This is a genomic window from Paenibacillus sp. JNU01, from assembly GCF_059130585.1.
This window is the reverse complement of sequence record NZ_CP169723.1, coordinates 334,554-347,487: the sequence shown is the minus strand read 5'-3', so window position 1 is coordinate 347,487 and position 12,934 is coordinate 334,554. Positions and strand designations below refer to the sequence as shown.

Sequence of the window (12,934 nt, the reverse complement as noted above, 5' to 3'; positions counted from 1 at the left end):
CAGAATTGGAAGATTTTAAATTGTTTTGATATGAATGATTTCTATATAAAATCACGACTATTCAAATTTTTGCATGCTACTATGGTTTGGCATACTGCAAAATGGCTGTAGCCGCACGAATTCGCAGCTCTTCTTCTTCACTGTGCAACGTTTCCTTCAGCACATGAATAGCTGCTTGAATTGTAGCTTCATCTATTGCTGTTGAGAGAGTGTGTGTTGCTTCAGCTGCTATGCCGATTGCAAGTCCGCGATCCAGCTGTGCTTGTGAAACGGGATGCTCAAACTTTGCAAGTATGGATGAATCTTTTAGCAGCGACTGAACTTTGTCATTTAGCTCAGCGAGAGGAATACGACCCAACCATGTAACCCCGCGGCGGTGACAGATCAAGTCCTCTTCCGTGCCAGCGGAATCGTCGTAATAATAATCCCCGATATCCCCCACATACGTCCATTCATCATCGCTAATTAATACATAATCCCCATCCTGCATGAGGTTGGCAAACATATGTAATGTCCCGAGTGCTCTCGCCAATTCTGCTTCATCCAAGCTAGCGTGTTGAACCAACCGTTCCTTCCATAGCTCCGGGGGCGTTTGCTCCAGATCTCCTGTACCGGACCAAGCGATACCAATATAATTTTCTTCCAAAAACGATGCTACTCTGTTGATTCCGTGCACGGTAGACTGGATGTGATACAGATTCATGCTTATCGCCTTCCCTTCAATCATTCGTATGAACATAGTTAATCATTGTAACATTAGTGGTGTCTATTTCAAACGTAATGATCTCTTTGATATAGCCCCAGGCTATAACTAGGTATAATTTAATGGAATTACGTTATAACTCCGGATCTGTGATAAATTTTGTGTAACATAAAAGCAGAGGGGTTTTAAACAATGACGAAAAGTAGTGTATTGGGATATCCGCGTATTGGTGCTGATCGCGAATGGAAGAAAGCGTTGGAAGCGTTCTGGGCAGGAAAATTGGAGGAAACAGAATTTCACGCACGTTTGCAGGAGATCCGTATCGATCATTTGTGTAAACAGCAAGCAAAAGGCATCGACCTCATTCCGGTGAATGATTTTAGTTATTACGATCATATCCTGGATACGGCCGTGATGTTCGGCATTATTCCTAAACGTTTTACATATGATGGTGGCTCCGTTCCGTTGTCCGTATATTATGGCATTGCCCGGGGTACGAAAGATGCCGCAGCGAGTGAAATGACAAAATGGTTTAACACCAACTATCACTACATCGTACCTGAACTGGATGGGGCTTCCCCAACTCTGACGGAGAACAAACCACTTCTCGCTTATCGTGAAGCAAAAGAAAAACTCGGCATTGAAGGAAAACCGGTCATTGTTGGACCATTAACCTTCCTGAAGCTCTCGAAAGGCTATGATAAATCCGAGACTGACGCATGGCTAGATCGCTTGCTTCCACTTTACACTCAATTACTCCAGGAACTTGCGAGTGAAGGTGTTCAGTGGGTGCAGATCGACGAACCTATTCTGGTCACCAAATTAGATAATGAAGACGTACAGCGTCTGAATAAAATATATGAGACATTTGCGGCAGCCGTGCCGGGCCTGAATATCATGCTGCAAACGTACTTTGAATCTGTCGAAAACTACAGTGACATTGTGTCATTGCCAGTGCAAGGGGTAGGACTAGATTTTGTACACGGACTCTCTGGTAACATACAATCCATTCGCACATCCGGTTTCCCGGCTGACAAAGTGCTCGGAGCAGGTATTATTGATGGACGTGGGATCTGGAAAGCTTCCCTTCAAGGCAAACTGAAGTTGCTGAATGAACTGGCTGAAGTCGTAACGTCTGAACGTATCATCGTGCAATCATCCTGCAGCCTGCTGCATGTGCCCGTTACCACTGCACGTGAGGCCAAACTTACATCCGAATTGAAAAATGCTCTTGCGTTTGCAGATGAAAAGCTGGATGAGATCGTTCTTTTGACTACAGCCCTATCTTCACCAAGTGCAGAGATTACGGCCAAAATAGACGAAGCAGAGCTTCCCCTTCAGGCACTTCAGCAATCCGAAGATCGGAACCGCACAGCTGTACAGAAAGCCGTTGCTTCCATCAGTGTTCAACAGCCAGAGCGCTCTCGTCCTTTTGCCGAGCGTCATGAAGCCCAACAGACCAAATGGCAATTGCCACTCTTCCCGACAACAACGATTGGCAGTTTCCCACAATCTGCTGAAGTCAGAAAAGCACGTCAGTTGTGGCGCAAAGGTGAGTTGAACAACGAGCAATATGCTGCCTTCATCCGGGAGCAGATTGATATTTGGATTAAGCTTCAGGAAGAGATCGGGATTGACGTGTTGGTGCATGGTGAGTTTGAGCGTACCGATATGGTTGAGTTCTTTGGCGAGAAACTTGCCGGTTTTGCCTTTACACAGTTTGGCTGGGTACAGTCGTATGGTTCACGTTGCGTGAAGCCACCTATTATCTTCGGGGATGTTGCCTTTACAGGTGAAATGACGGTGGAAGAAACGAAATATGCTCAATCGCAGACAAATCGTCCTGTTAAAGGCATGCTGACTGGCCCGATTACCATCATGAACTGGTCGTTCGTACGCGAAGACATTGCTCGGGAGCAGATTGCCTATCAATTGGCGTATGCGCTGAGACAGGAAGTTGAGGCACTTGAACAGGCAGGCATTGGCATGATTCAGGTTGACGAGCCGGCTGTTCGCGAAGGGCTTCCGTTGAAGGAAAATGAACAAGCTGATTACCTGGCCTGGGCGGTCAAAGCGTTCCGCATTTCCACGTGTACGGTGCACGAAACGACCCAAATTCATACGCATATGTGCTATTGCGAATTCCATGACATGATTGATTCCATCGAAGCCATGGATGCAGATGTCATTTCTATTGAGACATCCCGTAGTCACGGCGAACTGATTCATAGTTTTGAAGAAAATACGTATGAGCTGGGTATTGGTCTTGGCGTATATGATATCCATAGTCCACGGGTTCCAAGTGTGGATGAAATGAGCAGCATGATTGAACGCGCCCTGCGTGTTCTTGATCCGAAGCTGTTCTGGATCAACCCGGACTGCGGATTAAAAACCCGTGGACAGGAAGAAACGGTGGCTTCCCTCCGTAACATGGTGGATGCAACCAGAATCGCCCGTACCAATTACGCTTCCGCTGCTGTATTGTAATCTCTGCTGCGAAGCAGCATATTTAAAAAAGTAAAGTCGGACACCCCTTCGTTAAAGGGGTGTCCGGCTTTTTATGTGCTTAAATTTTTGTAGTTACTTTTAACGTACCTTCATTTCACTTGTATTATGAGGGATCTTGGGCGATCTTGGGGGTTCCTGCCGCTTTTCTCACCATCCAACTCTTACAACTAAATACTCTCTTCCAGCCATTGCTGTAAAGGGATGTCTTCAGTAAGTTCGCCCAGCAATATGTGACGGAACTTCCCTTCCTTATCAATAACCATCGTAGCGGGCAAACCCGTAATACGATACATCCCTGATATGTTACCCGTCACATCAATGATGACCGGAAAATCAAACGCTTGCTTATCCATAAACTCACGAATCGTACCCTTTGATTCCCCCACGTTAACAAACAGGGTTGCCACATCATTCTGATAGTCCTGAGCAATCTGATGTACGAGCGGCATCTCCCTTACACAGGGCGTGCACCATGAAGCCCAAAAGTTAATCATGACGGCTTTGCCCCGATAATCCGACAGCTTCACTTGCTCGCCTGCTGAATTAACCGCTGTGAACTCAGGGGCCCTTGCACCTACTTGAATCATATTGGCTCGCCCTGACTCAGGTGTCGATACATTTTCAAAAATAGCCCATGCACCTGCTAACAAAGCGATCAATCCAATCAAAATTGTAAGAGTACGTCTGCTCTTAAGATTCTTCTTCTGCACTGAACTCACCTTCACTTTAAACCAAGACTTGATGAAATGCTGCATGGAGCGAACCGAATTGATCACGAAAGTCACGGGTGGAGCCCTCTCCCACACTACGTCCCTGGTTCATGAATATCACCTGATCCGCAATATCATCTGCAATCTCCAGCTGATGGGTTGAGAACACGACCATGTGGCCATCCTGCTTGATACCCTTGAGGAGCTGAGCTAATTCCTGCATCCAGAACGGGTCCAATCCATTTGTTGGCTCATCCATGATGAGCAATGGAGGTTTGGACAGTACAGCTTGAGCAAATAACACACGTTGGCGCATCCCTTTGGAGAAAGTCGTAACCCGGTTTTTCTTTTGATTCTCCAAACCTACCATAGTCAGTACTTCCTGTACTCTCCCCTTGGGAACTTTCCGCAGAGAAGCCCAGAACAGAAGCATTTCCTCCGCACTTAATCCCTGATTAAATTGATAATCATCCGGCATATATCCAATCTGCTGTGAATAATGTTTGCGCTCCTTCAACCAACGAATATTGTTGACTACAACGTCACCCGTGGTAGGCCGAAGAATTCCAGCGATCATACGCAGCACCGTGCTCTTTCCTGCGCCATTGCCTCCACAGAGGGCAAGCACTTGACCGGAACTCATGCGAAAGGAGATATCCTCAACAATACGTTTCTTTTTAATGGATTTTCCCAATCCCATCACTTCGAGTCCCACCTTATCCATGAGAACGCCCCCTCTCCCAGATCGCGTATATGGTCAGGACAGAGCAGGTGATCCAGAACAGACATATCCCGATGAAAATCCAACTGCCACTGGGTTGCTGCACCCACTCCACCCATTGATAATATTCAGGCCCCAGAATGGATCCGCCTCCCAGTTTGATGACTACGAACAATCGCACCAGCTCAGCCGGATTAATGAACGTTAGCATAACCAGCATCGGTTTGACCCACAGATAAGGCATCAATCCCAATACTGAGAGCAGTAACGTTGGCCATCCAATGACTGTGAAAAACCATACGGTCACCGAGATGGTTAATGCCTGCCACCGATTGCGCGACAACGAACCGATGAATAGAGCCAGTGTCAGAAATAACAACACCAGTCCACACGAGAATGCCAGAAAGAGAAGATATGTCATGACATCCAGTGGATTCCCGACTACTCCGCTAATCACTCCCATCAGGCCGTATCCAAACGCAACAATGGTAATCAATACAATCGACAACCCGACATACTTGCCCACAATAAAGGGCATCGTACCAATAGGATATGTCGCCAGCAGTTGCCAACTGCCATCTTCCTTTTCGGATGTTAGTGAGAAGGAACCGAGGAACAGCGTCATTAATGGCAAAAGGTATAGAATCAGATTCAGCATCGAACCTGTTGTGCCCGAATATCCTTGAACCAGATTCTGCGAATTAAGGAGTAACAAGCTTAAGCTAAATGTGCAAAAAAGAATCAGAAACGAATACGCCCAGGGATTGCGAAATCCCATCTTCACTTCCCGTCTTGCAATCTGTATCATATCTGCCATCATTGATCACCATTTTCTATGGTCATACCTAGTGACCTGACTCTTCTTTCGTCTCATCTTCCTGGTGTGTCTCATCACTCATTCCTTCGTCACTCATACCCTCTTCTCCGTGCCCATGTTCACCCATCATGTCCATATTCTCTGTATTTTGTTTCCAGTCATGCGATGCAAGATCCTCAGCAGTCATAATAGTCCCCACACCTTGCTCTGCAACGAACGCTTCAGCCGATGGCTTGTCCTTGAAAGTTAGAATTCCATAGGCCATAGGCGTGCGCAATGAAGCATCATATACATATGTGGCTTTGCTGTATTCAATCCATTCCTTGTCATTATAGTCACGCACATAGTCCATGCCGATGTTATCTGTGCCATTCTCTGTTTTCCACTGGTTCATGCAACCGATATCATCAAACTTGTAATTTTGGCCGTCTTTCGTAGTGAGCTGCGTTGCATATGCATCGTCCTTCACCTGCATTTTACATATCGCGCAGATATCCACCTCTTCATTGATCGGCAATGCCGCGTATTTTGTTCCGCAAGCTGTTAATAATACGATGCCAAACATAAGTACCATAAGCATTGACCATCTTCCGTTCAAGCTTTTGTTCATTTTCGTGATACCCCCATATAGATAATGATAAAAGTCGCTATACCCAGCAAAGCTAGCCCAATGATCCAAACCATATGGGTACCTGTTGCTGTTTCCACTGTTATGTGCAGATCAGATCCCTTATCCATGCTCAATCGTGGCCACTTGTCAGTAGTCCATTGTTCTCTGCCTTCTGTAAACAAATCACTCAGAAAGACCATGCCCGGTGATTGAAAAAAGAGCTGATACGCAGAATTTCGACTGACCAGTTGCTCATAAAAAGGATTAATGGCATAGGAAATCTCACTGATTCCGTCCTGATTTAGATCGAGCCCCTGAAAGGAGTCCCAGTAATTCTCCATCATGACATTGTTCGTGCTATCCAAAGCCGAAGCCTCAATAACATTGGAGACCCATTGGTTATGTGTAAATTCGTTATCTTCTGCCAGAACCAGCTGAATGCCCACAAAATTCCGAAGTACCGCATTGCCACGGATCTCATTGCCCGAGGATTCTGCTATATTCATACCGACACGGTTGCCCTCCACCACATTGTTGAGTACAGAGGATTGATGTACGTCATACAACAGAATGCCTTGGGAATGAACATGGGTACTTTGTTTGCGAAAAGAATTGCCCGATATAACCGTATTCTTGACGCCCATGATCATGGCACCTGTCATGTTCTCTTCTCCGGTATTGTCCATGACAGAAGAGCCGTCAATGTACATACAGTGGATGCCATACCTTGTATGTAACAGCCTGTTATTTCGAACGGTAGATATGCGACTGTTCTCCAGATAGATGCCATCCCGCATGCCTGTGATCTCATTGCCTTCAATGTAGCTGTCATGGGCGTTGTACAGATCAATGCCATTGCCCTTCTGGCTACTGGTTGCAGAACCAGACCCCACCCACGTGATCTTGTTCCGCTGAATCGCCGCCTGACTTGAATTCCGGATGATTATCCCAAAACCCTGGGTCTGAATATGCAGATCCGTGATCTCACTGTTGTTCCCTTCAACCTGAATGGCTGCAGTCTGTGCATTCGCACCATGTTCAATGGTAAAACCTCTCAACTTCACCCCATCCGAACGAATCATTATTGTAGATGTGGCTTCCGCGTTAACAACAATGACCGTAGGATCGCCCTGAATGGTGATGTTCTTATCAATCGTTATGGGGCCTGCATATCGGCCTGACTCAAGTACAATGACATCTCCGGATGCAGAACGGTCAATCATTGGCTGAAGGGGAATGAGATCACGTTCTACAGAGGCGGCCATGGCCTTTCCCTGCGGGAAATACAATAGGGCAATCAACATGCTAATTAGAAAAGGCAGGACCAGGCCCCTGCTTTTCTTGCAACAGCCAAACACACGCAACCTTTCCCCAAAATTATTCATGATTCATCCCGCGCAAATCTGGCTCCTTGTTGCTGAGGTGTAATACTGTGGCGTTGTGTTTAACAGATCTTACGTCAATCTCAAACATACTTTGGCTGTACACACCATCCCTCCATTTCACTCAGAATCATTCATCCTTATTCCTCATCCATTGAACAACCCAATAATGAAGCGTTATCACAATCCTGATCACAGTGTACTTAAAACGAATTTTTTTCCATATAGCTCAATTAGGCTATAGACAGCACATTTTTGTGTCGATATTGTGATGTAACAAAAAAAGCCGCCATAATGGCGACTTCTAAGTGATCCGATTATTCAAATGGATAGGTCCAAAATTTTTCTCTACCAAAGCGTTTCTTGATTTCTTCATCATCGAGCTCACGATTTCCGACAAGCTCTGCTGCCTGGAATTGGGAACGATGGGCACGAATTGATGCCATTTTTTGACTTAAAAATCCAGTCACATCAACGAATACATCTGCTGTGCCAATGAACTGTTCATGATTATTCGAAAACGCAACACAGTGAACCACTGGCCGCTCAGCTACAGGAAGACGAGTAATCGTGCGAATGACGGCTTCTCCCGTAGCATCATGATCGGGATGAACACTGAAGCCCGGATAGAAGGTGATGACGAGCGACGGTTTCAGTTCCTCAAGCAGTGCCATAATACAATCGTCGAGCAGCTGCGGGTCTTCAAACTCAATCATTTTATCGTGAAAACCGAGCATTCTTAAGTCCTGGATTCCGATCGCTGCGGAAGCTTCAATCAGTTCTTGCTTGCGAATCGCAGGCAATGTGACTCTGTTGGCAAAGGGAGGAATGCCCATGTTGCGCCCCATCTCGCCAAGTGTCAGACAAGCGTAGGTTACATGGGCACCGCCATCTATGTATTTGGCTAATGTTCCCGATACAGAGAAAGCTTCATCATCCGGATGTGGATACACCACCAAGATTCGCTCATGCTCATTGTGTGTCGTATTCATGGTTTTTCCATCCTCCACTTTCATCAGAACATCTCCCGACTCAGTTGTAACGCGACAACCAGCTTGCCTTGAGTGTCGTGACCAGCCAGAATAAGTCTTTCGTTTTCCTGTTCGTCAATATGTGTAAGACCCTCGGCATATATCCATCCCTGAGTGGTTTTTAGACCTACCCGGTATGGACCCGTACCCGAAATGGAGCCCTGCGTATATCGTATGGCCGCATTGGTAATGAATGCCGATGCCGGATGCTTCGAGCTATCATAATGATGTGCATATGCACCTGACGTGAGTTCCAGATGTACGTATAAGTCCTGATCAGCAAGTTCACTGATTCGGAGCTGAATATCTTGAGGTTTGATCGGTTGCATGGCGGCCTCCTTGTCTATTGATAATTGTTCGAATTCCATTTTAACATAACCACGAGAGAATATACATGGAAGGACCGAGTCATCACGGTTGAGGGATACAATGCTGAAAAACAAGAACAGATTTGTGCGTTTTTTTCTCTTTTTATTCACAGAAATATCTATATGATGAAATGTAGGCAAAAAAACGCCTATGATAAACACCCTAAATCTTAAATAAATCTGGCTCCAACGTGTTTGGAAAGGAGTTGAATTTGAAATGAAACCTATAGTACAGCTACTGCATTTCGGCTATCATCAGGCGATGAGCTGCATATTTCCTGTAGCGATCTTTGGCACATTGGCCCTATCCAGCGTCATCCCAGTTCCTTTTCTTTATCGATATGATGCGATCCTGCTGGTATTGCTTGTTGTGCAGTACCTGATGTATCGAAGCGGCTTGGAAACCCGGGATGAAATCAAGGTCATCTGTGTATTTCACATGATTGGCCTGGCGCTGGAGATCTATAAAGTATGGATGGGCTCATGGTCATACCCTGAGCCGGCGTACACCAAAATCCTTGGTGTCCCTCTATATAGTGGATTCATGTATGCAAGTGTAGCCAGCTTTATGTGTCAGGTGTGGCGAAGACTGCGAATGGACATGACTGGATGGCCTGGTATATTACCTTCCGGTCTGCTCGGTGCAGCCATATATATCAACTTTTTCACCCATCATTTTATTCCCGATTTTCGCTGGTGGCTAACGGTGCTTGTATTTATTGTCTTCTGGAAAACGTGGATTATCTACCGGGTACGGGCAACGACCTATCGAATGCCGTTATCCATTGCTTTTGTCATTGTTGGTTTCTTCATCTGGACTGCTGAGAATATCGCTACATTCTTCAATGGCTGGAAATATCCTGATCAACATGATGCTTGGCAACTGGTTAGCTTTAGCAAGATCAGTTCGTGGTTCCTGCTGGTGATCATCAGCGTCATCATCGTTGCGCAGCTCAAATATGTGAAAGCCAATCGAACAACAGATGATCCTGCGTAATATCCATCATCACACCCATATGCATCATCGTTCAACATTCAATGAGCCGCTGTCATTCGCATCTTCAATTCGCTTGCTTGCTATAAGTTCGCCCTCAACATTATAAGCTTGAATTGTATATGGGATATCTGCTGCGAGTGGCAAGAAGGCATACCAGATCAGGTGCTCTAGGCCCACCTCAACTAATTTGGTTTCTATCTCTACTGGTTTTCCATTTTGCTTGATTTCAACAGTTACACGTCTGATGGTTGGGTCTACGATGTCACCAAACAACATGGGAAACGGGGCCGAGACTTTATCCAACTTCGGTATATTCATATAATTCAAAGCAAACTTGGTGTGTAGACCCTTACTTATGGAATAACCTCCACCCCATACCCATTTCCATCCGAACATGTTCTTGCGAGTATACTCCATCTGAAGATTACTGTTGTTTTCCCGACCCTTTTTTTGTGTGAACAAAATCATGCCTCCGTCTACAGCCTCCTGATGAATAAATTGGGAGGTATAAAACTCACCTCTAAATTCCTGAACTGCCCTCTCAGGGCTGTTCGCTATAGGAATCTGTATAGGTTCACTTAATCCCCAAACTTTAGATATGCGTTGATCGGCTAGCCCCCCTGCACGTTCATTCATATACATATATGTCAGGACTGACAAGGGCGAGAGTACAATTACCATTGTGATGATTAGCAGGATTCTCCTGTTACGTTTGGACATCTCCGAGTGCACTCCTTATAATAACGATGAAATATTAAAAACAATCACTCTAATATTACCATAATTAGTATATGGATTCTTGTACAATCCAATTTGTCCAATCAAAAAAGGTCGCCAACGGCGACCTTTCAAGTATTCATCGAAGCTATTCTCCCAGGAAGATCACTTCGGTTTCCAATTCAACCTGGAACGTATCATATACTTTCTTCTGAATAAATTGAATCAGATCCATGTAATCCTGGGCAGTAGCGTGATCCACATTTACGATAAAACCCGCATGTTTCATGGAGATCTCTGCACCTCCGATACGAGTGCCTTGCAAGTTACAATCCTGAATCAGTTTACCGGCAAAATGTCCTTCGGGTCGTTTAAATACACTTCCACAAGAGGGGAACTCAAGCGGCTGCTTGGATTCTCTCAGGAACGTTAATTCCTTCATTTTGCTTGCAATATCTTCCTTGTTTCCTTTTTTTAGCCCGAATTCGGCCTCCAGTATGATATAGTGATCCATCTTGAAGAGACTATTTCGATAACCAAACTTCATCTCTTCTCGAGGGATCTCCAATACTGTACCGTCTTTGGTGATCACAGTCGCTCGTTCAACAACATCTTCGATCTGACCCCCATAGGCACCCGCATTCATGTAGAGTGCGCCCCCCGTGCTTCCGGGAATACCGCAAGCAAATTCCAAACCGGTTAAGCTATGCTCCAAAGCAAGCCTGGATACATCAATGATATCAACGCCACTTTGCGCAATCATACTGTCTCCACTCACTTTAATTTGATCAAAATGACTAAGGGAAATGGTTACACCACGGATACCTCCATCTTTGATGATGACGTTGGAGCCTTTGCCAATAACCGTCAGCGGCAATTGATGTATGTTGGCAATCTCTACGATTTTAGTGATTTCGTCTATCGTTGTTGGATGGATGAGGATATCTGCTTTACCACCAATTTTAATAAACGTGTGATTTTTTAGCGGTTCATTGAATTTTACTTTTTCTAAAGGTATGTGTTGCTCAAAAATATTCATGATTTTCTCTCCCTGCGTTCTCAAAAAGAACATGATTCCTCTATTTTAAATGGAAAAGCACTCACATTACAATCCATCACATTTATTTCACTTCACTGAGCCGTATAATGTATCCTTTCTTCCCTCTGTTCTGATATATGATATTCACCTAACCATGAGGGATGTTACTTTCTCAAATAGTATGAGCAAAATAAAAAAACGCTACTGAAAACTTCAGTAGCGTTTAGTGTGAATCTCAATTTAATTATTGTGTAAATCAAGGTTTTACGTGGTTGGGATATCCGTATCCGTCAGCTCTACGGACAGTTTCCATAGACGAAGAGCTTGCTCAGGATCTATCGCATATTCTTTCACCCCATAGAAACCTCCATCTTCAGGAGCCATTTCACTGATGTCACAATCCTCGCAGTAGACACCGCCTTTGCCCTCAAGCTGAGGAGAAGTTGCTGCCCAGACTTGCGTTGCCGCCCCCTGTTCAAGTGTTTTGAATGCAGGATTGGCCACTTGTCCAGATTCATCAATCCAGCCCAATGCGATCATCTCATCTTTAGGCATATGACGCTGCAACGGCGTCATAATTCCACCTGGATGAACCGAGAACGCACGCACTCCCTGTTCAGCACCACGTCTGTCCAGCTCAACGCTGAATAAAATGGTTGCTGTTTTGGACTGCCCATAGGCAGGGAATTTCTCATAATCATGCTCAAACTGGATGTCATCCCAACGAATCGGTGAGAAATGATGTCCCGCTGATGCCAAGGAAACAACACGTGCCCCACCCTGATTTGCAAGTGCTGGCCATAACAGATTAGTCAATGCAAAGTGGCCTAGGTGATTGGTTGCAAATTGAGCTTCCCATCCAGGACCAACACGCGTCTCCGGACAAGCCATAATGCCCGCATTAAGAATTAACATGTCGATGTTGCGATCACTCCCCACAAACCGCTCGGCAAAGGCACGAACACTTGAGAGATCCGCGAGATCCAGTTCGTCAATTTCCACACCGGACAGTCCGGATAGAGCTTCTTGGGCAACAGCTGGCCGGCGTGCCGTCACAACGACGTGAGCTCCTGCTTGGACAAGTGCGCGTGTCGTCTCGAGCCCCAATCCTGAATAACCACCTGTTACAATAGCAAGTTGTCCTGTCAGATCAATATTACTTAATACGTCCTCTGTTGTACTCCGATGATCGAACCCTGAGCCAATTTTATGTTGTAAGGTTTTAAAGATATCTTCTTCTGTCATCTCATCCGTCTCCTTTGAAATAGTTTCTATCTAATGCAAGTCTACACCTTAGAGTACACTCTAGGTCTAATACAGCGAATCATTCG

General features: G+C 45.3%; 13 protein-coding genes. 2 read left to right on the top strand and 11 right to left on the bottom strand.

Translation table 11 applies throughout. From position 1 onward, the window contains the following. Positions 1-79 precede the first annotated feature (79 nt). On the bottom strand, positions 80-703 hold the full coding sequence (locus NLBNIHML_RS01390) for a DUF8426 domain-containing protein (protein WP_494353574.1): 624 nt from the start codon (positions 701-703) through the stop codon (positions 80-82). Between the two features lie 192 nt (positions 704-895). Here NLBNIHML_RS01390 and metE point away from each other — a divergent pair, with 192 nt between their 5' ends. Further along, a complete protein-coding gene (gene metE / locus NLBNIHML_RS01385) occupies positions 896-3,190 on the top strand; it encodes a 5-methyltetrahydropteroyltriglutamate--homocysteine S-methyltransferase (protein WP_494353573.1) in 2,295 nt (764 codons plus the stop codon). 188 nt (positions 3,191-3,378) lie between these two features. On the opposite strand, the gene NLBNIHML_RS01380 is transcribed toward metE, so the two are convergent. The 7 genes from NLBNIHML_RS01380 to NLBNIHML_RS01350 all read right to left on the bottom strand — a co-directional run bounded on the left by NLBNIHML_RS01380 (position 3,379) and on the right by NLBNIHML_RS01350 (position 8,811). Further along, positions 3,379-3,921, bottom strand: coding sequence for a TlpA family protein disulfide reductase (locus tag NLBNIHML_RS01380; RefSeq protein ID WP_342573030.1), 543 nt, complete (start codon positions 3,919-3,921; stop codon positions 3,379-3,381). A 16-nt stretch (positions 3,922-3,937) separates the two neighbouring features. Then, on the bottom strand, positions 3,938-4,645 hold the full coding sequence (locus NLBNIHML_RS01375) for an ABC transporter ATP-binding protein (protein ID WP_494353572.1): 708 nt from the start codon (positions 4,643-4,645) through the stop codon (positions 3,938-3,940). Beyond that, positions 4,638-5,459, bottom strand: coding sequence for an ABC transporter permease (locus NLBNIHML_RS01370; RefSeq protein ID WP_494354651.1), 822 nt, complete (start codon positions 5,457-5,459; stop codon positions 4,638-4,640). Before NLBNIHML_RS01370 ends, NLBNIHML_RS01375 begins: the two co-directional genes overlap by 8 nt. 28 nt (positions 5,460-5,487) lie before the next feature. Then, positions 5,488-6,069: a nitrous oxide reductase accessory protein NosL gene (locus NLBNIHML_RS01365; RefSeq protein WP_339242559.1), complete on the bottom strand. Its 582-nt coding sequence runs from the start codon at positions 6,067-6,069 to the stop codon at positions 5,488-5,490. Beyond that, a complete protein-coding gene (locus NLBNIHML_RS01360) occupies positions 6,066-7,454 on the bottom strand; it encodes a right-handed parallel beta-helix repeat-containing protein (RefSeq protein WP_494353571.1) in 1,389 nt (462 codons plus the stop codon). The genes NLBNIHML_RS01365 and NLBNIHML_RS01360 overlap by 4 nt, the downstream gene beginning before the upstream one ends. A 314-nt stretch (positions 7,455-7,768) precedes the next feature. After that, complete coding sequence (gene bshB2 / locus NLBNIHML_RS01355; RefSeq protein WP_339242556.1) at positions 7,769-8,467, bottom strand: bacillithiol biosynthesis deacetylase BshB2; 699 nt, start codon at positions 8,465-8,467, stop codon at positions 7,769-7,771. Continuing rightward, a complete protein-coding gene (locus NLBNIHML_RS01350; RefSeq protein WP_339302526.1) occupies positions 8,467-8,811 on the bottom strand; it encodes a YojF family protein in 345 nt (114 codons plus the stop codon). The genes bshB2 and NLBNIHML_RS01350 overlap by 1 nt, the downstream gene beginning before the upstream one ends. A gap of 256 nt (positions 8,812-9,067) precedes the next feature. On the opposite strand from NLBNIHML_RS01350, the gene NLBNIHML_RS01345 reads away from it, so the two are divergent. Beyond that, a complete protein-coding gene (locus NLBNIHML_RS01345; protein ID WP_472478304.1) occupies positions 9,068-9,847 on the top strand; it encodes a DUF817 domain-containing protein in 780 nt (259 codons plus the stop codon). A gap of 24 nt (positions 9,848-9,871) precedes the next feature. On the opposite strand, the gene NLBNIHML_RS01340 is transcribed toward NLBNIHML_RS01345, so the two are convergent. From NLBNIHML_RS01340 to NLBNIHML_RS01330, 3 genes are all read right to left on the bottom strand, one after another. Beyond that, positions 9,872-10,567 carry a hypothetical protein gene (locus NLBNIHML_RS01340; RefSeq protein WP_494353570.1) on the bottom strand — a complete coding sequence of 232 codons (696 nt, stop codon included), beginning with the start codon at positions 10,565-10,567 and terminating at the stop codon, positions 9,872-9,874. Positions 10,568-10,712: 145 nt separating this feature from the next. Further along, positions 10,713-11,603 carry a UDP-N-acetylmuramate dehydrogenase gene (gene murB / locus NLBNIHML_RS01335; RefSeq protein WP_339242548.1) on the bottom strand — a complete coding sequence of 297 codons (891 nt, stop codon included), beginning with the start codon at positions 11,601-11,603 and terminating at the stop codon, positions 10,713-10,715. 264 nt (positions 11,604-11,867) lie between these two features. Beyond that, positions 11,868-12,848: an SDR family NAD(P)-dependent oxidoreductase gene (locus NLBNIHML_RS01330; RefSeq protein WP_494353569.1), complete on the bottom strand. Its 981-nt coding sequence runs from the start codon at positions 12,846-12,848 to the stop codon at positions 11,868-11,870. Positions 12,849-12,934 lie beyond the last annotated feature (86 nt).